13 protein-coding genes and 3 pseudogenes are annotated in these 23,327 nt (G+C 54.8%); 6 read left to right on the top strand and 10 right to left on the bottom strand.

The genetic code is table 11. The annotated features are described in order from the left end of the window. Positions 1 to 136: 136 nt before the first annotated feature. Positions 137 to 373 carry a hypothetical protein gene (locus QTA57_RS11285; RefSeq protein WP_290151511.1) on the bottom strand — a complete coding sequence of 79 codons (237 nt, stop codon included), beginning with the start codon at positions 371 to 373 and terminating at the stop codon, positions 137 to 139. Positions 374 to 1,057: 684 nt separating this feature from the next. On the opposite strand from QTA57_RS11285, the pseudogene QTA57_RS11280 reads away from it, so the two are divergent. Then, positions 1,058 to 2,443, top strand: a pseudogene (locus QTA57_RS11280) (IS1182 family transposase). Between the two features lie 409 nt (positions 2,444 to 2,852). Here the strand turns inward: QTA57_RS11280 and QTA57_RS11275 are convergent. Together QTA57_RS11275 and QTA57_RS11270 are read right to left on the bottom strand one after the other, a co-directional pair. Further along, positions 2,853 to 4,250 carry an autotransporter outer membrane beta-barrel domain-containing protein gene (locus QTA57_RS11275; RefSeq protein ID WP_290151510.1) on the bottom strand — a complete coding sequence of 466 codons (1,398 nt, stop codon included), beginning with the start codon at positions 4,248 to 4,250 and terminating at the stop codon, positions 2,853 to 2,855. Positions 4,251 to 4,299: 49 nt separating this feature from the next. Then, positions 4,300 to 8,505, bottom strand: a complete 4,206-nt coding sequence (locus QTA57_RS11270) for a beta strand repeat-containing protein (protein WP_290151509.1) — start codon at positions 8,503 to 8,505, stop codon at positions 4,300 to 4,302. 496 nt (positions 8,506 to 9,001) lie between these two features. Between QTA57_RS11270 and QTA57_RS11265 the strand changes: the two are divergent. Further along, positions 9,002 to 9,190: pseudogene (locus QTA57_RS11265) on the top strand (transposase); the annotation flags it as partial. Positions 9,191 to 9,223: 33 nt separating this feature from the next. Here QTA57_RS11265 and QTA57_RS11260 read toward each other — a convergent pair. The 3 genes and pseudogenes from QTA57_RS11260 to QTA57_RS11250 all read right to left on the bottom strand — a co-directional run. Further along, positions 9,224 to 9,663: pseudogene (locus tag QTA57_RS11260) on the bottom strand (integrase core domain-containing protein); the annotation flags it as partial. A gap of 1,252 nt (positions 9,664 to 10,915) precedes the next feature. Next, positions 10,916 to 11,296 (bottom strand): hypothetical protein, encoded by a 381-nt coding sequence (locus QTA57_RS11255; protein ID WP_290151508.1) that lies wholly within the window; start codon positions 11,294 to 11,296, stop codon positions 10,916 to 10,918. A gap of 285 nt (positions 11,297 to 11,581) precedes the next feature. Then, positions 11,582 to 11,962: a hypothetical protein gene (locus QTA57_RS11250; protein WP_290151507.1), complete on the bottom strand. Its 381-nt coding sequence runs from the start codon at positions 11,960 to 11,962 to the stop codon at positions 11,582 to 11,584. A gap of 313 nt (positions 11,963 to 12,275) precedes the next feature. Here QTA57_RS11250 and QTA57_RS11245 point away from each other — a divergent pair, with 313 nt between their 5' ends. Then, on the top strand, positions 12,276 to 12,488 hold the full coding sequence (locus QTA57_RS11245) for a hypothetical protein (protein ID WP_290151506.1): 213 nt from the start codon (positions 12,276 to 12,278) through the stop codon (positions 12,486 to 12,488). 1,200 nt (positions 12,489 to 13,688) lie between these two features. Here the strand turns inward: QTA57_RS11245 and QTA57_RS11240 are convergent. Together QTA57_RS11240 and QTA57_RS11235 are read right to left on the bottom strand one after the other, a co-directional pair. After that, positions 13,689 to 14,267 (bottom strand): TetR/AcrR family transcriptional regulator, encoded by a 579-nt coding sequence (locus QTA57_RS11240; protein WP_290151505.1) that lies wholly within the window; start codon positions 14,265 to 14,267, stop codon positions 13,689 to 13,691. A gap of 479 nt (positions 14,268 to 14,746) precedes the next feature. Continuing rightward, positions 14,747 to 16,081 carry a tyrosine-type recombinase/integrase gene (locus tag QTA57_RS11235; protein WP_290151503.1) on the bottom strand — a complete coding sequence of 445 codons (1,335 nt, stop codon included), beginning with the start codon at positions 16,079 to 16,081 and terminating at the stop codon, positions 14,747 to 14,749. A 650-nt stretch (positions 16,082 to 16,731) separates the two neighbouring features. Here QTA57_RS11235 and QTA57_RS11230 point away from each other — a divergent pair. Then, positions 16,732 to 17,106, top strand: a complete 375-nt coding sequence (locus QTA57_RS11230) for an SOS response-associated peptidase family protein (protein WP_253261194.1) — start codon at positions 16,732 to 16,734, stop codon at positions 17,104 to 17,106. On the opposite strand, the gene QTA57_RS11225 is transcribed toward QTA57_RS11230, so the two are convergent. Then, a complete protein-coding gene (locus tag QTA57_RS11225; protein ID WP_290151501.1) occupies positions 17,065 to 17,655 on the bottom strand; it encodes a hypothetical protein in 591 nt (196 codons plus the stop codon). The genes QTA57_RS11230 and QTA57_RS11225 overlap by 42 nt on opposite strands. A 621-nt stretch (positions 17,656 to 18,276) precedes the next feature. On the opposite strand from QTA57_RS11225, the gene QTA57_RS11220 reads away from it, so the two are divergent. Together QTA57_RS11220 and QTA57_RS11215 are read left to right on the top strand one after the other, a co-directional pair. Then, a complete protein-coding gene (locus tag QTA57_RS11220) occupies positions 18,277 to 18,585 on the top strand; it encodes a hypothetical protein (protein ID WP_171558720.1) in 309 nt (102 codons plus the stop codon). A 1,122-nt stretch (positions 18,586 to 19,707) separates the two neighbouring features. After that, complete coding sequence (locus tag QTA57_RS11215; RefSeq protein ID WP_290151500.1) at positions 19,708 to 20,304, top strand: tyrosine-type recombinase/integrase; 597 nt, start codon at positions 19,708 to 19,710, stop codon at positions 20,302 to 20,304. A 266-nt stretch (positions 20,305 to 20,570) separates the two neighbouring features. Here QTA57_RS11215 and QTA57_RS11210 read toward each other — a convergent pair whose 3' ends face one another. Then, positions 20,571 to 23,162, bottom strand: a complete 2,592-nt coding sequence (locus QTA57_RS11210) for a DNA polymerase (protein ID WP_290151499.1) — start codon at positions 23,160 to 23,162, stop codon at positions 20,571 to 20,573. Positions 23,163 to 23,327 lie beyond the last annotated feature (165 nt).

The raw sequence follows: 23,327 nt of genomic DNA, 5'->3' as shown, positions 1-23,327 counted from the left end.
AGCTCTGCCATCTCACGCACTCGTGATCTAAGCATCCAATTTTTGAGGTGCCGCGGCTGGGTACGCGCCGCGGCCTCGGGGCGTGATTGCACACGCTGGAACCAGCAACAGACGAGAGGCCCAGAAGAGCTGCGTCTCATACGGCAAGTCGATCAGGCGCGATGTCATCGAAGGCGAGTTTGAAGACCTTCTTAAGGCGATGCGTGCGACCGCCCGGTTGATCGAAATCGTTCGGAAGATGTTCGCCGATGCCTGGGCGCAGCGTTCCGAACAACTTGCTGCAACCAAGAATGCGCTCGCGAAATCCATCGCTAAGCTGGATAAGTAGATTGATGGCTTCCTGGATCGCATCGGTGAAACGCGCAGTGCGCATGCTGCCAAGGCCTATGAGCGCAAGATCAAACGCCTCGACGAAGACAAGCTACTTACACAGGAAAAACTGTCGCAAATCGGCGTGCCCGCGCGGGCGGCATCCAAATGCACCGAACTCGCCCTGCACCTTCTGTCAAACCCTTGGAAACTATGGAATTCCAGCAATCCAGAGCACCGCAGGATTGTGCTGAAACTGGCGTTTGCAGAGCGAATTCCCTACAAACGAAATGACGGGTATCGAACTCCGCAAGCCTCTGTAATTTTTGGAGGATTTGACGCGAAATTTCGAGATGATGCGGGGGGCGGCTTCACACTGACCTAGCAAGCGATTGTTATCGCGCTGAAATCTCATAACACATGCTCTGCTGCTACCCCTATATGCACCCCCCTGAGAGTATGCATTTAACCCCAAGCATTTGAAAGATCGCTGCGATTCCACGTTTTGGGAGCCGAGTTAAGTCTCCACTCGCGACCAAATCTGTCCGATATGAACCACAGTAGTCCATGAGTTTTTCTCACTCAACAGCCGCTGGTTTGCGCCTCACACCCTAGCCAGGCCAGGAGGTCACAAGACGAGCCTGACCTTAAGGAGCAACAGTTCAGATGGGCTTATTTCGTTGAAAAACTCTTTCTTGATCGAATGGTAGGTCGCTGATTCAATTCCTTCTGCAGGGAGGATTTGGCGATGATGGGTCCAAGGCAAGAAGCGCAAGCGGCGCTGTTCTACGAGTTCTCGCTGGAAGCCCATGTCCCTCAAGATCACCTTCTGCGCTCGATTGATCGTTTCGTCGATCTGAGCAGCATTCGTCCCCATCTTGCAGATTTCTACAGCCACACCGGGCGTCCTTCCATCGACCCTGAACTGCTGATCCGCATGCTGCTTGTTGGCTATTGCTTCGGCATCCGGTCCGAGAGACGGCTCTGCGAGGAGGTGCATCTGAACCTGGCCTACCGCTGGTTTTGTCGTCTCGATCTGACCGACCGCGTTCCAGACCACTCCACCTTCTCGAAGAACCGGCATGGTCGGTTCCGCGAGAGCGAGCTGCTGCGCCATCTTTTCGAAACGACGGTGGCGCGGTGCATCGAAGAAGGCCTGGTCAGCGGCCAGCGGATGGCGATTGATGCTAGCTTGATCGAAGCTGATGCAAACAAACAGAACTCCACTCCGAAGGAAGAATGGGATGCTGCAGGCATCGATCCGGCCAATGCGCCCCGTGCTGTGCGCGAGTATCTCGATACGCTGGACGAGTCCGCATTTGGTGCCGCCAGCGAGGTACAGCCCAAGTTCACCTCGCATTCCGATCCAGCTAGCCAATGAACAGCAGCACGCAAAGGCCCTGCGTTCTTTAGTTATTCGGACAACTATCTGATCGACACAGACCACGGCGTCATTGTCGACGTGGAAGCCACCCGCTCAATCCGTCAGGCCGAGGTTGGATCGACCAAGACCATGCTCAACCGGGTGAAGGCCAAGTTTGATCTGCATCCAGAGCGGCTGATAGCAGACACCGCCTACGGCACCGGGCCTTTGCTTGGCTGGTTAGTGGACCGCAAGATCGCGCCGCATATCCCAGTGTTCGACAAGTCTGGGCGCAACGACGGAACCTGGACCCGCGCTGACTTCGAGTGGGATTCAGAGAACGACCAGTACATCTGTCCCGAAGGCCACGCTCTGAAGCAGTTCCGCCGGAATTATTCCGACCCGACCCGAGGTCCGACTGGCAAGGGCACGGCCCGTTATCGGGCCTTGAAGGAGATATGTCAGGCCTGTTCGTCAAAAGCCAAATGCTGCCCGAACGCTGATGCGCGTAAGATCACCCGTGAAGAAACCGAAGACGCCCGCCAGGTCGCACGCGACATCGCCAAGACCCGCCAGTACGACATCTCGATGAAGCTCCGGAAGAAGGTCGAGATGCTGTTTGCCCATCTCAAACGCATCCTCGGGTTGGGGCGGCTGCGATTGCGCGGCCCATGCGGTGCAAACGACGAATTCCTCCTCGCCGCCACCGCCCAGAACCTCCGCAAACTGGCCAAGATCTTTCCTGCACCGCAGCAAATGCGAAAAGCCTGATCAGAAAGGCGCTCGCGCTCCGTTCAGTGCACCACTTTCTGCATCAGCAACACATTGCTTTTCAACAGAATCAGCGGAAAGCTGCCGTTCGGTGGCCTCTTTCAATGCTGCGGTGCGGCCCGCCAATGCCGCCATTCGTTCCCATCGTGAAATCTGAAGGAGCTCAGAGGTCTGGAATGCGGGACTTTCAGCCAGCTCTGGATATATAGGCCGCATGATCGCTGCCGGGCTCGGGGTCAGGCTCAGATAACTAATCTATCAGAACCGTAAAAGAGAATGGCAATCCAGTAGAACGGCCAATCGCACCTGCTTTGGAGAGATCACGCTGGCACCATTTTTCGAATGCAAGTGTTTACTCAGCGAAAGGCCCCTAATTTGCCGACGAAAAAGCACTCGATGCGACATGCCACTAAAACTCCGCCTCGAAAAACAGTCGTGCGGCGGATTGTCTAATCCCGCTCACCTCTGTGACGTCGACCTCAATGCCATAGCGGGTGTTGCCGTTTTCGGTCTTGCCCTCCAACCCCAGGCCCAGGCCGCCCCCGCAGCTTTCTTCATCCACGCTTCCAGTGGCGCGGCGGCAGATCAGCTGCGGCTCAAAGGATAGAGACGCAAAGCCTGCCTGCATGTCGATCGGGAAGATGAATTCGGTGGCCACCGTCATGTCAAGGATCGATACGGCCCCATAATCGGTGCTGACGGGCGATGTTAGGCCAAAGGCAGAGGCCTGGAGGCCGACCACACCAATGTCCGTTTGCCCATAGTCGAAGGCCAGTTGTGGCCGGAACTCGACACCGGATGGGTTGGCGATGCTTCCTGTCAAGCTGGCACCGCCGTAATAGGAGAAGGCGCCGTAATCGCCACTTAAAGCAAGCGTGGTGTTGGAGAAAGACAAATCGGTCCGAGCATAGCCTACACCGACATAGCCCGACGCAAAGAGGTTCTCCTGCAACCGGGTCAGACCATAACCACCGACAATTCCGCTGATGCTTCGGGTGTCTCCATTAAAGGCCCCTGCGATCTCACCTCGGCTGAGACTGCCTCCAAAGAAATAGCCCAAGCGGGTGTCGTCGGTGATGCTGAACTCATAGGTCAAACGCCCAGAGATCTGTGCTGCCCAGCTGTTGTCTTCATCAACCGCCACATCGAACTGACCCATGGCCGTGCGGAGCGCTCCACTGTCCAAGTTACGCTGCCCAAAGACAGTTCCATTGGTGCTAAGGTGTTCGCCATAGGTACCACCAACCCGGCCGGTTACATCGAAGGGGATGTCGCGCGTCGCGGTATCCGGGTTTTGGAAACTGTCGATAAAGCGCTCCAAGCCGCGCTCAATCATTTCCGCATTTGCGCTCATTTCATTGGTTAGGCGTCGTGTCGCATCTTCCTGAACGATCTCAATGATTGCCTCACGATTGGCCTCGAACTCACTTTCAGGGCTTCCTGCTTGGACTGAATAGGCGGATGCGGCCGTGGTCGGGTTTCCCGCAATGTCCTGCACGGCCCCGGCTGGCAAGGTGACGTCCACGGTTTGCCCCAAGACCGGTTCAATCTGGACTATGTAGCTATCCCCAGACCCGCTTAGGCTTGCTGCAACCACGCTGCCGCCAGTGACGACAAAGTCACCCTCGGCTAATCCCGTAATGTCTTCTGTGGCGCTGATACTGAGCGCAAAGGTGTTGACGAAGACAGCACCTGGCCCGCCGAGGGTCACAACCGGGGCCGTGGTATCGTTTGTGACGCTGAAGGTTGTGGCCGCTGCGTTGTCATTGCCCACGGCATCCTGAGCCACACCGGCGGCCACATCCACTGTGACATCACCTGGCCCGCTTGGGGTAATTGTGGCGGTAAAGTTGAGATTATCGGCTGTGGCGAGGGCTGGAAGCGGCGGCGTTGCCCACGACGATGTCGCCCACCGCAAAGCCCGTCACAGGCTCGGTGAAGGTGATCTGAACCTGGAAGGGTGCATTGACCGACGACACGGACAGGCCAGGCGCTGTGATCGTAACATCAGGCGAGGTGATGTCTGATCCACGGCTCAGTTGAGTTGCTGCCACGTTGTCGTTTCCGGCCAAGTCTGTCGCGCCGCTCGCCGGGAAGTCGACCGTCACCGTCCCATCGGCTGTGGGCGTCACGGTGAAGGTGAAGACGGTGTTGTCGCTGGTCTGCAAGTTGCTGGCCGTGCCGCTGCCGACAACGATGTCGCCTAACGCGACGCCAGACATGGCCTGGCCGAAGGTCAGCGTCACCGTGAAGTCGCCGTTGAAAGGACCCGGACCTGCCGATAGCGCGGTGCTCGGTGCCTCATTGTCGACGGTATAGGTCTGATCCGTTGCAGGCTCTGAGGACGGAACAGCATTGCCGACCAAATCTGCGATCGAGACCGACCCAGCCACATCCAAGCCCACGACCCCGTCAAGGCCAGCAAGATCTCCACCAGATAGCGTGACAGCATAAACACTTGCTGAGGCTGCACTCACTGAACTGACGCTCGCGGTCGTTCCGTTTGCCGCAAAGTCACCAGTATCCACACCCGTGACATCCTCGGAGAAGGTCGCCGTGAACTCTAGCTGATCGGCGTTGGTATTTTCACTTGTTGGCGTCCTACGCTCAAAAGACAACAGCGTGGGTGCAACCAAATCGTTGGCGCCAATCGTCACAGTGGCAGGGCCAGCAGGGGCAGTCGCGTTGGTGACGGAGGAAAGGACCACCGTGAATGTTTCAGCGGCTTCTTCCAAACTATCATCATTCAAAGGCACGCTCAACTGCACAGAGGTATTGCCGGGTGTGATGCTGGCCGATTGGCTCGCTTGCGCCGTGTAATCGCCTGGCGCCACCGCCGAGCCATCCGATGTCGACCAACTGAACGAGATCGTTTGTACGGATACGGTGTTGAGTTGTGCCGTCAGCACCGCATTTCCATCGCCTTCATTAACGGAGATGTCGGCCACCGTCAGCGTCGGTGGTCCATCGTCATTATTGATCGTCAGCGTCGCTGTGTCTGTAATGGTAATGTCGCTTGGGTCGACCGTAACTGGCACGAGGTTTGACATCGCAATGCCAACGGTCTCGTTGTCCTCGGGCTTGGCATCCACGCCGATGGTGACAGAAAGCGTTTCGGTTTCCGACGCGCTGCCCGCAAAGGTCTCTGTTGCATTGGTGACGGCCGTATAGTCGCTGTCTGCCGTGGTCGCGGTGCCATCCGACGTCGAAACATCAACGTCAAACCCGCCATCAACTTCATTGTCCAAGGTCAGCGTGATAGTTGCCGTGCCGGCGTCTTCGCTGACCGCCACATCCGCAATCGTCACCGTGGCCGCGTCGTCGTTGTTGAGCGTCAGCGTACCGGTGTCCGTGATCGTGATGTCGCTGGCATCCACCGTAGCAGGCACCAGGTTCGACATCGACAGGGTGACGGTCTCATCCGCCTCGACCTTTGTATCTCCGCCGAGGGTTACGGTCAGTGTTTCGGTTTCCGACGCGGTCCCGGCAAAGGTCTCTGTTTGGCTCGTCACAGCCGTATAATCGCTGTCTGCCGTGGCCGCCGTGCCATCTGCCGTCGAGACATCAACGGCAAACCCATCATCCACCTCCGCATCGAGGGTCAGGGTGATTGTTGCGATGCCGCTGTTCTCATCAACCGAAACATCCGCGATCGTCACCGTCGCGGTATCATCATTCGTGATCGTGCCAGTGCCCGTCGCGTCGTCGATGACAACATCGGTGCCGAGCGGGTTCGACAGCGTCAGCGTGATCGTCTCATCGCGTTCCACAACGCTGTCGCCGGAGACCGCGACGTCGACGGTCCCGGTTGTCTGTCCCACAGCAATGCTCACTGTGCCCGCCACGCCCGTATAGTCGGTACCATCCGACGCCGTGCCGTTCGTCGTTGCGTAGCTGAACGAAGCGCCGCCAGCGGGTGCCGCGTGAGAGAGCGTGACCGTATAGGTCAGGGTGGTGGACCCTGAGTCGCCCTCGGCAACGCTCGGGTCGTTGACCGATCCGCTGATGCTATCGTCATTCAGGATGGTCACTGTTGCGCCATCCGTGATGTCGATGTCACCGGCGCCCACACCGTTGTTGGTGCTCAGGCCGCTCATGTTGATCTCGACGGTTTCGTTTCCTTCGAGGGTACCGTCAGAGGTCGGCGTGACCGTAAAGGTTTCGGTCTCACCCGCCGCGCCAGCAAACGTCAGCGTTTGGTTTACCACAGCTGTGTAATCGTTATCCGCCGTTGTTGCGGCCCCGTCCGTTGTCGAAACGTCCACATCAAACCCACCATCCACGGCGGTATCCAGAGTTACAGCTACGGTAATCGCACCGTCATCCTCATTGCCGGACACATCCGCAATGATCACCGACGCCTGGTCATCATTGGTCAGCGTCAGCGTCGCCCCATCCGTGATGTCGATGTCACCTGCATCCACCGTGACCGGAACAAGGTTTGACATGGCGATGTTGACGGTCTCGTCGGCCTCGACCTTCGTGTCTCCGCCAAGTGTAACGGTGAAGGTCTCTGTCTCAGAAGCGGTGCCCGCAAAGGTTACTGGCGCGTTGGTTGCTGCCGTATAATCGCTGTCAGCCGTCGTGGCCGTCCCATCCGCCGTCGAGACGTTCACATCGAAGCCACCATCAACCGCGTTGATCAACGTCAAGGTGATCGTGGCTGTTCCAGAGTTCTCGTCGACGGCGACATCCGCAATGGTAACGATCGCCGCATCATCATTGGTGATCGTACCCGCGCCAGTTCCGTCACCGATTGAAGCGTTAGACGGAGACGACAAAGTAACCGAGAAAGTTTCATCGCGTTCCACGACCTCGTCGCCAGCCACAGACACACTCACGGTTTTGCTGGTCTCGCCTGGATCAAACGTAAGCTGCGTGCTGCCGATCGCGGTGTAGTCCGTTCCTGCTACTGTTGTTCCACCCGCACTCGTCGTCGCGTAACTGACAGTCACGATGCTGCTGGATGCGCGATCAAGGGTTACTGTGAAATCAAATGTCGTGTTGCCAGCGTCGCCTTCGCCCAAGGTGACGTCATCAATATCAATGACTGGGGCCGGATCGTCATCTGTGATGGTAATCGTCTGCGCGTCGGGAGAGCCAGCCGTTGCCCCGGAAATCGTGGCCGAATTGATGGTTGCAATGATCGTTTCATTGTCTTCATCAGTGGTGTCTTGCGTTGCAGTCAGCGTGACAGTGCCAGTTGTGTTCCCATCGGTGATCGTGATGTCTCCGGCGCCGGAGTAATCGCTGCCAGATGCGGTCCCGGTAAAGGTGATAGGAACAGTCAAATCACCGGACACCGCAGAATCCGCCGTGGCCGTCAGCGTCACCTGACCACCAGCTTCAAGGATCGAAGTTGTGGTCGAAGAAAGGGACACTTCGGGTTCAGCCGGACCGGCCGCTGTCGTGATAATCTCATCAAAAACAATGGTGGCTAACGGTGGAGCAAACGCGCCAGGGTTATTCGCGTCCTGAAATCTTATGGTAAACCCGGTTACACTTTCAAAATTCAACGTCGCTGTTTGACCATCAGGTGGGCTTCCCGCACCAAAGAAATCAAAATTCACAACGCTGTTGGTCCCTCCGATCGGTGTGAAGACAAAGCGTACATCCCCAGCAACATCTTCGAGCACCTTCATAGATGTAACGTCAACCGCTTGATCGAAGGAGACGGTCCATGTTTCCGAGGTTCCGTCGGTTCGCAAAGCAAAACCGCTGAAGTTTTGAGCGTTGCCAGTGTTTATCAGGGACACATTCACGTCACCTGCGGAAACAGACGCACCGACGGTGACCTCAACCGAACCTATCGTTTCGCTGACCGTATTTCCGCTGTCGGTCGCGGTTTCGAAGTTAAACGTTCCCTGCGCGTTCGCTCTGCCATCATGAAGAGCAAACGTCAAAGTAATCACAATGAGCGTCAGAACTAATCGAAGTAATGCGCCATGCCGCTCAAAAAAAGGCCTGTCCAAAACGTTCCCCAGTAATTCTTGGCTTAGCGTGTCGAAACAGCAAGTGTCCCAAACCTGTCGCACCAAAACTCGATCGGCGCAATTATTCAAGCTAAGCGGGAGTGCTATCAGATTGATAGTATTATACTATGTGAATCTTCAAGCACCGAGCAACGCGGGAACTTCTTGCTATCAAGGCTTCAGATTCCATGCCATCCGCAAGGTCGGTCGACATGCCCCGCTGACGCTTCAATTCCATAGTGACTTCGCGTTGCTCAGCTTTGCTCATGTTTTTCAAAGCTGCGCCGGATGCTAGCGCAACTGAATCCGCATCCGTACGCCGAACTCGTTCAGCAACCAAAATTTGGAGTGGCACATAGATCAACAGAGCAGTGCAATGAGAAACCCGGAGCTTGGCGGGAGCAAACCGGGGGAGGGTATAGGCCAGCCAACTTTCCTTGAGCCGTCTTTTCTAGCATAGCGTTGCATAGGCATTCGTACACCGCCCCTCGCCCTAGGCAAATGTGAGATGCTTGATCTTCCCCCGATATCCGGGCCATTGCGAACTCGAATTTTCCACCTTTGAATGGACGAAGGAGGAAGACCCATGAAGCGGAAGCGTTTCACAGAAGAACAGACTATTGGCGTGCTGAAGGACAGCGAGGCTGGCGCAAAGACGGATGACATTTGTCGGCATCATGGTATCAGCTCGGCCACCTTCTACAGTTGGCGCAAAAAGTACGGGGGAGTGGATGCGTCGCTGGTCAAGCGTCTGCGTGAGTTGGAGACTGAGAATGATCAGCCCCACCATAGCGGTCCAATTTGATTGTTAGGGCATGATTGGCCTGGTTGCCGTCGGGACGGTGGTTTCCGGGGCCGGTGGGTGGTAGCGCAGGGCGCTGTGGGGTCTTTTCGTGTTGTAGTGTCTCCTCCATTGTTCGATCAGGATTTGTGCCTCTCTGACGCTGTAGAAGATCTCACCGTTGAGAAGCTCGTCGCGGAACCTGGCATGAAGCGCTCGCAGTAGCCGTTCTCCCAAGGTGATCCAGGCTCGATGTAGGCCGTCCTGGCACCGACGGCGCCGATCCCGTCCTGAACCGCCGGCGCCACGAACTCGGGGGCGTTGTCCGACCGGACGAATGCTGGCACGCCGCGCAGGATAAACAGGTCGCTCAAGACGTCGATCACGCTGTTGCCGTTGAGCCTTCGCGCGACTTTGATAGCCAGGCATTCCCGGATGTGTTCATTGAGGATGTTCAGCGTTCGGAACGATGAGACCTTGTCCGCCATTGGTCCGAGGACAACGGTCGAATGCAATCATCTGTTCTGCAATGCACGAAGTCGAGTATCCAGACTAGATATACACCTCCCATGCTCACGAGGACCAATCAAAACAGCGAACTTGTCAGTTGGTTTGATGACCGTGACTTCACGTGCTGTGAACATAGCGGTTCAAACGATTTGAGGTGTTTGCCACAGTAGTGACTTTTCAGACTGAATGTCAGTTATCACAACGTTGATAGTAGCGCCGTGCATTGGCAGCGAACTTCCGCTTCCCGCCCAACGACTCGGACGTTCGCTTCCGTGGCAAAGGTCTACCTTCTGTCCCACGCAAGTCTCGGAAAGGGTCTTTAATGTTCAGCCTTGCTCGACTCCCAGCCAAACGCGGACCCGTTGTATCCGACATGGTCATTCGGAAAGCTCCAAACCTGGAGTAACATCGCTATTAGAGCCCAGTATCTACCTTCGCTTGGGTCCTTCTTTGGGTAACTGTGCTGGCGCGGGGTGCGCCGAGCGCATAACTCAACAGTTTCGCACAGAACCTAGGGGGCATGTGCCCCCACCTGTCTACATCTTGTGGAGACGTCGGGGCAAATGGCCCTATACCACCAATTTCTAGTGAAGTTCTCGGGTGAATCGGTACGTCTGCGCACAACTCGGATCGCGCCCTCACGGCATCCGGGCCTCCGGGCAGTTGGGATCACAGGCTGTGACTTCATATATTTCTGCAGTGCAGCATGCGCCGCATCTGCCGTGGACGAGTGGACGAATGCGGACGAGTGGATGAAAAAGATCAGCCGCCCAGCTATCAGTTTGATTTTCAATAGTTTTATTTCTTGTGGTCGAGTGGGCGATTGATTTCTGGTATGGGGGAGAGAGAAAAAAGATGATGATAAATAGTTTAACGGTTGAACCACTTTTTGATATCATCTTTCCCCGGATAAAGAGAATAAAGGAGATCACACGTCCGCTCCGGGACGCAAGCCGGAACGTCCAACGATTCCAGTTTGTTAGCCCCGGCGAGTGTTTTTGAGATCACTCGCCCAATGACCGGATTTTAGCCTTTTCGGCTGCCGCGTTGCAGAAAAACGTGAAACCTGGCGACCGGTCGTCCGCGAGCATACCGAGACGGTTTGCATGCCGGGCTGCCGACACCCGCATGATCTCGACCCGCGAGAAAGCGAAAACCCGACCTGAGGGGCCGGGTTTCACTCATTCGTCGTTTCGTTCGGAATCGGACTCACGCGAGCAAGTCATCGACCCCCTCCGGCTGTTTGCGGGCGGGAACCCAGAGAGGGCCGTCCTTTTCCCTGTAATACCAGACCGACTTTCGACCGTGGCGGTTCACCCTCTCCATGCAGGTCCAGCCTTCCAGGCTCGCCAGGGCGTGCCCGAAGTGGATCGTGCGGATGTTTCGCATACGGTTGAACGTGGCTGTGTCCGCTTGTTCCTCAACCCGATCCAGAGTCCCATTGAGGGTGAAGAACGACAAGATCACCCAAAGCCACATGCCCTTGAACAGATAGTAGAATGGCCCGAAATGCAGGCACCAAAGCCTATGCCAGTCGCCGAGAACAACTTTCGTTTCGCCGTTGAAGTTCCACTTCGCGCTGATGGCCATTTTCAAACTCCTCCGTGGAAAGCTGGTTGATGTAATCTCGATAAGAAAGTTGCGGAGTCCGGTCAGGTGAAACACTGCGGGGCTGTGTAAAGGTCGCGTGAGTGCGGATGACAGGTCGTCCCGCCCAACTCGGCGAACGGGTCGGGGCAGTTCCTAAGCGAGCCAGACAGCGCCTCCGGCAAGTATTCGTAGGTGTGATCGGAAAATGCTCGAGCTGGCGCCGCTGGCGCATTGCAACGCCGCCGCGCACGCGTTTAGCTCTACCTGCCGGGGATTTGTTGCAGGTCATTCCGAGTTGCACACCGGCAACGCCCCATGCGCCTCGACATGCTCCCAGATCAGTCGACTTTCGACATAGGCCACGTAGGCGTGGACAAGGCTGGCTTCGAACTTGAAGTCTTCAACCTGATGGTAGCGCAGCGACAAGCCAGACACATCAGCACCGAACAGCCGATGGTAAGTGCGACCGCCTGCATGGTTGCCGACCCCGTTGATGGCAGAACGATGGAACTTCGATATGCGCCCGCGAAGACCCCTCTTTTCGGCGGTCAACCCAATGTAGATCGGCACGAGATTGGCTTGTTGCGAAATCACATACACACCAGCGGCGTCAGGCAGACTGCCGCGCCCCTCCCAACAAACCGACTGCGAGAAATCAAACTCCACCGCGCCCCGAACTGCGAGCGCCCTCGCGTTTGACTGGTGATCGGGGTGTTGGAAATCCGCGATAGCACGGACCCTTTGCCTTTAGCCGGGCCTGTTGCATAATACAGCCCCCCCCGACCATAGGGTCAAGGTTTCAGCCGGTTGCTCGGCATAGCTATCGAGGGGTCTCCACGCCCCGACATGGCCGCGTCTGTCATGTCGAGATCAGTCATAGCAGCAGATCGAGAAAAGCTAAAGATGCGATGGGGTTATCCCTGACAAGCTCGCGGCCCGCGTCTTATCGATCTTCATCAGAACCAAAGGAGATCAGAAAATGGCTGATATCGTGACGCTCAAAGCAATCTGCGACGAACTCAAACTCGATCCCCGCGATGCCCGCGAGCGCCTAAGCGCCGCTGCCAGTGATGCCAAATCAAACCCTGAACTGGCGAAGGCGAGGAAACCGCGCACACCGTGGCAATGGGTAAAGGGGGCCGCCGCCGAGAAGGAGGCACGGAGGGCTTTGCAGCCGAAGAAGCCTGCGTAGGGCGACCCAACACATCGGCGAACAATAAAAGGGGCGCAGATCGCGCCCTTTTCCGTGGCCAAGCCGCAAAGCAAGCGTTTTCGGAACATGAGAATACAATATGGGCGCAGCAATGGGTTGAGAGCATGTGGAACGCCCCGACGCCAGAGGAGTTCTGGCGATGCTTGATACTTGCTAAGACTTCAATGGATGCGCGTGTGAGTCCCGAACCACCAACAACCAGTCTTTGGCGACAATACGCCCCCGTGTTTCGAAGGGCGAGAAAATCGGCAATCAAGGATCGAAACAAGGAGCGAGAGAAGAGGCTTGTCGGACAGGAAACTCCTGAACCGGCTTTCGTCACCACGGCACATTAGGGGCATAGCTGGCCCAGCGCCTCAAAAATTGGTTCTATTGAGGTGGTTCGTAGGTCTCCCTCGCGTGCGGACTACCTACCAGCAAAACGCTACCCAAATGATACCCACAGCAAAACGCGCAGGCACAACGAGTCGCCAAACGACACATAAGTTGTTGTTTTTGTTTGGAATAAGTGGTGCCCAGGGGCGGAATCGAACCACCGACACGAGGATTTTCAAGAACATTATCGGAAATAATAACAATATGTTATCAGATAGTGTAGAATATGGTGTAGAGCGAGGATATCTGAAGGCAAAAATGTCGGCTCGCAGACCATCCTAAACCAACCATCTAACCGCAGGCCCCCTCCCCTCCTCGCCGGGACAACGATGCCATTCCGATAGGAATACGCTAGAAATCAATCCGTTATCTCTTCTAGACTGATGGCAGCGCTCTGTCGGTCACGATACCCTGGCAAGGGCGCAAATGATCTCCGGCGGATTCTCCCGCCTAAAAAACTTCGGGCCGTTGGTTGGTGAAAGGCCCAAAAACTGCGGCCCCCCGGGATATAGTGCCGCCCATACCGCCCCCCGCCGACTATCTCACATACCATTGGCATGCCAAAGGAAACTGTTCTTCAGCATCGGACACTTACCATTGGTTAGATTCGACCTTCGCATGCCTCGCAGCGAACGTCCGTTCCGAGCCCTAAAGTGACGAATTCTGTAACGCCGCGAATGACCGCTTTCTTCTCGGTTCGCACATCAACGCAGACTTAGCCGTGGCTCAGTTTGAAGCGGTCTGATGCGTCGGATTCGTGACCTCTCGGTCTAGACCAGAGTTCATGCCTGTTCCGGCCACCGCCTAAGTCCTGCCTTCGACAAGCCTGGCGGCTAGCCGGGCAAGATTGCGAGGAGACCGGTCGTCCAGTGTATCGGCTGATATCCGCCCCTCTGCAGCAAGAGAAGCCAAGCCGTGCACAACGCCCCACGCAGCAAGTGTTCGCTCTTTCTGCTCAATGGCCGTTGCTTCTGGAAACACTTCTCTTACGGTATCCCTAAGCATGTCGTAAGCCGCTCGGGACACTTGGCGAAGCTTCTCGTCGTATTCGACACGCGTGCCCGTGGCGAACATGAGCCGGTACAAACCCAGGTTATCGGCTGCGAAGACCATATACGCTTCGGCCAATGCCGTTAGGTCAGGCGTGTCATGCCGTGTTTCTTTCAGGTCCGATGCAAGGCGCTCGAACCCGCGTACTGCGAGGGCGGTCATAAGATCAGATTTCGTGCGGAAATGGGCGTGTGGTGCCGTGGCACTGACGCCGAGCCGCGCCGCGAGTGCCCGAATGCTGGGAACTGCGTCAGGGGTGCGCCTTAGATCGTCCTCGGCGGCGTCTAGCAAGGCGACGCGCAGATCTCCGTGATGATAGGCACTGTCATTCATGGCATTTCCCCTAAACTAAGCATTGCAAAGTTAGCGCTGCATAGTTACATGGATGACAGTTCCAAAACGAAAGGTCAAACCCATGACAGCCGCATCGCTCCGCACCTACTTGCGTTGGTTCCACATCATTGGTGGACTGATCATCGGCACATACCTCTATTCGCCTTGGTCAGCGAACACCGCATTTACTGCCTTGATCCTATACGTCGTCACACCCGCTCTCGTTCTAAGCGGCCTAGCCATGTGGAAGCAGGGGCCCATCATGCGCATTCTCCGGCGCGGTGCCTAAGGTGTTAGTGTGCCGGGATTGGTCTGCGTTGCCGCAAGCAGGCCTTCATGCCCGGCGCGGCAAACGGCAGTAAAGTCCCGTGTTCAGTCGTCCGCAATTGACAAGATCGTCCAAGCACGGCGAATGTCCGCAAAGAAGGCGCGATCACACTATCTTGTCCGGTCAGTGAACGGAAGCTTGGGGCCGAATTCTATTTCAGTTTATCCTCACGCTGCCGCAGCAGGCTCACCAACTCACCGGATGCCTTGCTCTTATTCTTTCTTGGCCAAGACCATTGGGGCTCTGTTTTGTTCTGCAATGTACTTCGCAAGCGCTGCAGTCTCGGATCTTTTGAGGCAGTCTGAAGTGGAGCAAATCGGCGTGAGATTTCGTTTTCGAGGCCATCACAGCACAGATGACCATATGTTCGGCTAACTGTATCGGTGTTGGTGTGCCCAAGCTGTTTAGCAACCATTGCAAGGGGTGTTCCAGCTTGCACAAGTTGGCTTGCGCACGTGTGTCGAAGGCCATGAAACACGAAGCCTTCGGGCAAGCCAGCCCGTCGCACCGCCTCTCTGAACAGGTGCTTATGGCAGCCAGACCACGACCGACCTGAGGACATCCTGAAGACGAGATATTCGTCATCTAAAGCTTCGACTTGGTCCAAGAAAAAGGTCATGCCCTCGTTTGGTAGCACCACGTAGCGCCCGCGATAACTCTTCATAGGTTCCACGTAGATGCCAAATGCATGCCCTCCAACATCTCGCGCTTTGAGGCGCGCTAACTCGGACACACGACAGCCTGTGTAGAGAGCGCCTTGCACCAAAAGCGCCAGATCGGGACGGCAAGAGGCGATCAGGCGCTTGGCTTGGGCTCGGGTCAAGAAGAACTGTCGCGGAGTATCAGCGTGGGGCATTCGTCGAAGACGTCGCCAGTGCAACTCACTATCGATATCGCCGTTTTCCCAAGACATCTCGATTGCTGTTCGGAGAAGTCCTATGACGGTGTTCAGTGTCTTTTTCCTTTTGCGAAGTCGTTCGTGATCTAGCTCTTCGAGGCGAACGCGCCCCTCTGGAGCGCCTCGACCCCGTTTGGGTGCAGTCTCAAGAACGTCGATGCAGAATTGCGTGAAAACAGATTGGCTGAGTTCCTCAACAGGTAAATGGCCAAGGCGAGGAATGATATGATGGTTGATCAGCGACAGGGTTGTTTCGAAGTATGTTCTTGCGGCCGCGATGCGTTTCCATTCTACGAAGGAATGCATCGCATCACCGACAGTGAAGCGGCTTTCCACTTTTGTATAGTGGAGCTCACGATTGATCCCTGCTGGATACGGCTCTGAAGCAACTGCGAGAACATCTGGTTCGTTAAACCAGTTCTTGGCATGCTCCAATGCCTCTTCGTAGGTCAGCCCACCACTCTGTGCTGTTCTATGTGGCCCAAGCCTTGTTTGGGAGTACCCGCCGTCCAGCCGGCGAACTCGAGCCATCCAGTAAAGCCTGCCAGAAGCGAGTTTCTGCAAACCAATGTGGCGGCAGAATTCCAAGATATTCCAGTATGGGCTATTTCTTGGCCGCAGCTTTCTGATGTTCTCCTTAGAGGACAACGAGGGCGCGTGTGCAGGTTTTCGCATGTCTTTATTGCTCCGTCAGATTGGACGAAGCGAGTGTCACCGACGTGTTCAGAACGGCAACTTTTATCCACAATGCTTGGCGGATTAGATATCTTCTTTTGGGATGCTGTAGCGCCGCGTGGCATTAAAGATCGAATGGCAGGAAAGGGCCGTCATCAGGGTTCGCTTTGTCGTCGGTGCCGTTTAATGCTCCTGTGCGGTAGCTATTGTCGAATTACAGCCACAACGTCTGTCTAGCGCCGATGTGCAACCTCTACTCAGATACGACCGCCCAAGAGGCCATGCGGCAGATCTTCAGGTTCAAGCCAGAGCATGACCTTCTGGGCAACGCGGCCCCACAGTCCGCGATCTTCGGCGACGCCGAAGTGCCGATTTTCAGGGTCGAAATGAACAGCGATAGAGCTTTGTGCTATGCCTGGTTGGGATGGAGTAAGGCGGAATTCGGGTGCGTAACTAATGCCTGCAATCTCACAGGCTAACCGTGGAAATTCGTGATCGAGAGGCCAGAACAGCGGTGTTTAGTGCCCGCAAGCGCTTTTTCTGAGTATCATCCGACAGAGACTATGCCCGGTGCCTCTCGCAAGCCGATCAAGGCTGCAAGCTGGTTCCGAGTTGTAGGGGAGAGGGAGCGCCCGCCATTTGTCTTTGCCTGGTTCTGCCGTCGCTGGAGTTGGGAGAAGGACGGACTGCGCAAGAAAGCGGATGCGGAACTGGCCGAGGCCAACACCCCGACGCTCGCGATGACCTTCCCCACAACCGATTCGAACAGTGTCGTGGCTCCGATCTACCCCAAAGCAATGCCGGTTGTCTTGCGCACAGAAGTCGAGTTCGAAACCTGGCTGCACGGGGATGTTGAGACCGCACTTGCTCCGCAAAAACCATTGCCGGACGACGCGCTAGAGTTGGATTTTACAGGTGAGAAGTCGGATCGCGTCTAAACGAGGGGCGCGCTCCCGAGAGCGAGGGCAGCGGTGGGAGTTTATCGCACCAAGCTGTTCAATAACGGTCTGTTTTAGGTCATCGAACTGCGGGCCGAAACTTTCAGACATTCGCCCGACGAAGATTGTCAGGGCGAATGTCACCGCCTGGCAAAGCGGGCTGCGGTTGTCCACGCCGTCACAGTTGGCAGGCATCGCTATATCATCTGAATAGGTTAGCAGGTGTCCAACTGCGCGGAGGATGTAGAGGGCGACTTCCTCAACATTGTCGGCAGTGATCCAGTCAAACTCATAGCTCAGAGCAAAGGCGACCGTATCTAGGGCATCGTTTAGGCGCTGATCATCTTCCAGGCCGCCTGCCACGTATATCGCTTTCAGCAAATCGTAGAAATTGCTAAATGAGAACAGCCGATTTGGGCGCAGCTCGTTGAACGCAGAGCGCTCGACCATCACTGTGCCTCCCGGCTCGCGCCCATGTTTCGCGAGTCCAAGGACAGCAGAGGCCTCTTCGGGCGAAAACGGAAAATAGATCAGGTCTTCGGCGTCCATCACACACATCCTTATCGTTACCATTTTCATCAAAACTACCTATAGATAAGCTAAATTTCTGTTAAGCGGTTTTGGTTTGGCTGGTGTCCAAGCCGACGCCGGAGATCAGTCGAAGCTAAAGCAACCCAGTGATCGTCCGAATCGCTGAAGGCACCGACACGCCGAAGGCACCTGATGATTAACACACCGACGATTTACAATATCGAACAAATCAGCGGACTGTAGCCGAAGGGTAAACTGTAACCTTATAAAAAAGGGAGATTAAGGTTTTCTTAACCTCATGTTTCGATTGTCCGAACAATTGACGTTAACAAATCGAATCAAGTTGAGGAAAAGAGAAATGGAAGTAATCGAGGCCATGAAACGCCGCTGGGTGCCTGGGATCACAGCATCAGGAGATGAGGGAGTTCTAATTGAGAACTCGATTGAAAACGCTCTCTTGGCTGCTCGAACAGCGGGGTTCGAAAATACAGCAATTGCATTAGAACGGATGCTGAGCCAGCAGCGGCTACTTAGTCGAAGGACGTCACGTAAATAACCGATACTCTCCTATAAAAAATATTATTAACAACCTATTAACCAATTGAGTCAAGTCTCACGCCCACAAAGACAGGGGCTGATATGACACTAAATGATGTAATACTGGACACACTTGCGGAGTTAGCAGATAGGGAAATCAGCGAAGGTGACGAGAAGGCGGTCTGGGGGTTAGAGGCGGTAATCATGGCTTATTGCTTGGATACCGAGATGGACGCCGAAGATGTTCGGAAAATAATACTTGATCGGCGGCGAAAACGAAAAGCAAAAGAGCACGAGGCTCTACTTTCAATAGATCAGAACGACTCTGTCGAAAGACTATCGAACAACACGCGTCGCCCTCCACTTGTTGTCGATAACAAAAATGCGACAAGCCGCCAAATCATGACTTAAGGTCGCGAGACCTGGGGCGAACTAGATGAGGTGGCCCAGTTGTCGGAACTGTCCACTATGACAACTCGAGATGCACCCAACGCAGCGCCAGCGATAGAGGTGTCACGCTGAAGCATCTCAGCGCGGCCCCACATACCATGCCTGCGGCGAATGTCCGCATTGCGGTCGTAGGCTTGTCGAGTACCTCGCGTCCGCTATGAACTCAGCACTCGTGATCTTACACCCGCCGGGGCGGCAAGCCGCCACTCGCAATAATGAACCAACGCAAGTTGCAGCCCGATATACCTGCCGTTTGGTTCCCCTGTTCACTTTGCTCAAAGCTTCAGGTAACCTTCACACGTCCGTCATAGACCGATGACGGATGACGTTTGATCACGTCACCTATGGGAACCCCGCTAGGTCGGGTGTCCCAAGAAATACAAGACCGCTTACCAGCCAATGGGTAGCTCCCGACGGTGCGGAAATACTTGGGACGTGTCCATAGCACGTGATCAAACACCCGGCGCCAGCCGGTCAACAAGGTTGCGACGGGCTTTGATCAGCCCAGCTATGGAGTCTTAGATGAAAACTGCTTTCGCTTTTGTGTGCTTGCTCCTCGGCAGCACGGCATTGGGTCACGCTGAAACCGCAGAGTCCCGAAGACATCTGCGAACAGGCGCAACAAATCCTCGACGATCAGCCCAGACAGGTTCAGGACATTCTGAACAGCCTTTGCGGCCAGTACTGGGATGACTGACGGCGGCTAGGCCGTTAAAATCAACGCTCGCCAAATCTTCAAACAACAAAATGGGTGGCCGTCCAAATGGGCGGTCGCCTGCCGTAGGGGACGCAAATAGATAGCTTGGGCGCCGCTGACTATGACGCTCTCCGACTTAACCTTTGGCAGTTCAGCCCCGAAACAGTCCCTTGAACGCAACCAACCACCCGCCCAGGCAAGGTGCCAGAGATCGGTTCTCCAATCGACAAGCCCTGTTCGGAACTATACTGATGATAGAACTACGAGTTCATCATCAGTTCCTATAACCAACTGATTTTCATAGGAACTTCTCCACCCTTAGCCTGTGCCCATCATAAACTGATGGCCTTATGCCCGGATCAGATGGATTTGATCATGAGGATACGATGGCTCTCACCAAGCAGGCGAAGACGCTGAACAAGAATCAGATCGGTGCTGTCTTGAACTACCTCGAAGGCCGACGAAACAACCTCCGCAACAGAACGATCTTCTTACTGTCGGTCAGAGCAGGCCTGAGAGCGAAGGAGATCGCTTATCTCCGGTGGGACATGCTTCTTGATGTAGATGGAGCCCTCTCGACCGAGATGGCGCTTCACAACGAAGCTTCGAAGGGCCAATCGGGCCGTCGAATTCCGCTGAGCAAAGAGCTTCGAGCATCGCTTTCGGAGTTGCTCGATCTAAGGCAACAAGACCGAGGGTTCAGCCCGTCTGAGCACGTCATTCGAACCGAGCGAACCGACCGAACAAGCCCGCAGGCGATCGTCAACATGTTTGCGTCCTGGTATCTTGACCTTGGCCTATTGGGCTGTTCATCGCACAGCGGCCGGCGAACGTTCATCACCAATGCTGCCAAGAAGATTACAGACGTTGGCGGCTCGTTGCGAGACGTTCAGTACCTAGCCGGTCACTCGTCATTGCAAACGACCGAACGTTACATAGATTATTCTGAGAAAGCACGCCGCAGCATCGTGGATGCCATTTGACCGAGAACGGCTCAAGCATCTTTGTACAAGGCCTCAGCGTCCATACACCATCGAGATCGGCTCTAGACCCTTTAGTTTTTTCGAGGGCGCAGACGCTTAACTATCCAAAGGCGGATGAATACTTCCGTTTCGCCCTTGTACAGAACACACCACAGGCGGCGATAGCATAGCTAAGAATAGGACCTTATCATTTTGTAAGGCCCGGGCAGTTTCGCCAACTCGTTCGGACTACCGCCATCAAACATCACGGACGCCGACGAAACACTCTACAAGTCCCGTACAGCAATATTGAATTCAGCAGATTTCGTGAGAAACTCGTCAATCACTAGGTAAGGAAAGAGCTCTTTCTTTATCATCTTTAGTGCCCGCACTGTTTGTTCAGTTCGGGGGACTTGATAGGGTTTGAAGACCTTTATTTTACGAGCATTATCCACGTCAGATTTAGAGCACGGGACACCGAAGGAGTCAGACAACATCTCAGCCAACTCTTTTGCTTTGAGCTTCTTGGTTGGGAATATCTGCGTTCGCCCCAAAGCTTGTGGCTTCAGTTGATGAGTTCCAGCCTGCCGAAGCTTCTGCGCAACAATCAGATCACGGCGGAGGCGTTTGAGTGGACCGCCTGACTTGCGTAGCCAAGCTTGCGCTGATCCTTCTGCCGCAAGCATCCCCTCGAAATAATGGGCAAAGTCATCATAGTCGGGCCTTGTCTTGAGGCACTTGGGATCATCTTTTGTGTAGCGTTCCCAAAGTTCACGCACCTTGTTGAACTGATCAACGGTATCCCAAGGCTCAGTCGCAAAGGCCAAGTGTGAGCCATGCTGTCCCTTTCCCGGATCTACCGCAACATCGCTAGCCTGCGTTGGGCGTCGTTTCCAGTCGAACTCCATAGAGAGCCTCTTGGTCATTTCATTATCGACAAAATCCATACCTTGTTCGTACATCTCGCGAATGCCAGCACCCAGTGTTACGGTGAGTGTGTCCGTTGGCTTGCGGCCTAGAAATAGAGAAACAATTTCATTGTTCTGCTCTGTCTTGGAAAGGAAACGCCTGAGTTTTATTCCACCTTTCGCGAGAACGATCATCTCATCTTCTTTTGGCTCATCCTCGAAACCCTTCCAATCAGCTTGCTCGGAAGACTTTAGCGTGGCTTGGCCCCTTGTTCGCCAGCCAAGTGGCTGCCTGATAATGTGTTTGACCTCATAGATACGAGCGGGTAAGTCGCGTAATTCCTCCTCGCTGCGAAGCGAAGACCGTGCGGCGTGGTAGTACCCAGCCAGATACCCGCCAGCTTCCATCATTTCCTGATCAGTAGCATTGGTTAGAAACCCGTCAGTGGTAACGCTGAATATCGAACAGTGATCTGGCAAGCCATTCATGATCTCCCCGAGGACGCCCCGACAGAACGCAGTTATGAATGCAGCATACACAGGGTTTGTTATCTTGCTGGGCTCGAGCCGTTTCGTCTCCGCGTCTCGCAAGTTATAAATCCTGCGCTCGCGTAACCCTTGAGCGGTCTTTCCGTAGGTCGAATTGACGAGTTCTTTCCAGAACAAGTTATCTAGTGTCCTCTTCGGATACTTACGTCGCTCTTCAATGCACATCCTGGAAAAGCCCTCAAACACACGACTGCGCAGAGCGCTCGGGTCTAAGGGGTCTCTTCCATGCTTTGAAGAAATAAAACGCCCTTCAACCAGTTTGATGTGACAACCGAGCTCTTTCGCCAAAAGGATCTCAGAGACGTGGGTTGTTGAGTTACCCTGACGTGGGAAAATCAAGCCATTTTCAGTACGCACAGGGAGAACAGGGTACTTCACGCTTTCAGGGAACTTGAAGTTTACATTGGCAAACGCAAGGTCATTGTGGCGAAATTCACCCGCTGCGAGCAACTCAGAGTTGCTGGTGATCGGACGGATACTGGACCAGTCGGGGATTCCAATCAGTGCCATGGCGGACGGATAAGCACTGGTCAAATCGTAGTCGTACCACACCCCTTCCGGACCAGGCCCGAACCAAAACTGCTCGTTGCGTCCGCCGTGATAGCACTCTGTAAAGAAATCTTCGCTCCAGTGAAGCTTCTTCTTCGAAACAAGCCTCTTTCGAGTTACGTTTCGCTTGTACCTCTTACTCCATGTCTTCTCGGTGATTTTCTCCTTTCCAACTATCTCCAGAGGGTCAATACGGTTGGACACCCAGTAATTCTGGATCATATCAACGCCGATTGAAGTAAGCGTAACGGGAAGCCGGAACTTCCCGGTTTTTTCGTGGTATAATTTGATGATTTTTGCGGTGTAGAGGGCACAAATCTCGGCGTCACGTATTGCATAGCTTTCAAAGAGCTCTGGCTGATCTCGCAGGAACTCCGACATGTGCTCTTTGTAGTAGAGCTCCTGCTCCGGATCAGACGAAAGCTGCAGCTTTGCAAAGCCCAAGATATCGCCAAGCTGCGCTAAGCTTGTGGCGCCGTTTGGTGCCAGCGCCATCGTGTCTCGCAGCGTTACCTCGATCCGATGGTGCTTGCCGCCGTCTGTCACCGGAAGATCGAGCCCTATCGACTTTCCTACGTTCATGAAGAGGCTACGAACACTCTCAAGATTCATCTTGCCTCGTAAGGCTTCATCCTTGAACTCAGAAAAGCCAGGAACATCAGCACGAGTGAAGTGGGCTACCAAATAGATATCCGAAGGCAGAGAGAGCTCGGGGATCGATGACAACCCGTGTGAGATGGACTGTTTTACAAAGTCAGTCAGCGACAAACGATCATCGTCCTCGCCGCCTTCAGGAAAGATGATACCGGACCAACTATGTTCCTCCGCCTCGCCATCTGCCGAAATTGTTCGGCAAGAGTACTGGTATGACAAAACACGGTTACGGATTTCGACACGTTCGTCCGCATCAAACCGGGTTTCCCTCTGGTACTCGGTATCAAAGCCGATGATCAGATAGGCACTGTTCTTACTTTGCTTTGTTGAAAGGGGTAAAACCTGCTTCGCTCGAACACCATGTTATCATTCCCGCATCGCGTA

Source organism: Fontisubflavum oceani (assembly GCF_030407165.1).
GTDB lineage: Bacteria > Pseudomonadota > Alphaproteobacteria > Rhodobacterales > Rhodobacteraceae > Rhodophyticola > Rhodophyticola oceani.
The sequence above is the reverse complement of the archived record's forward strand: the minus strand, read 5'-3'. Positions and strand labels throughout refer to the sequence as shown.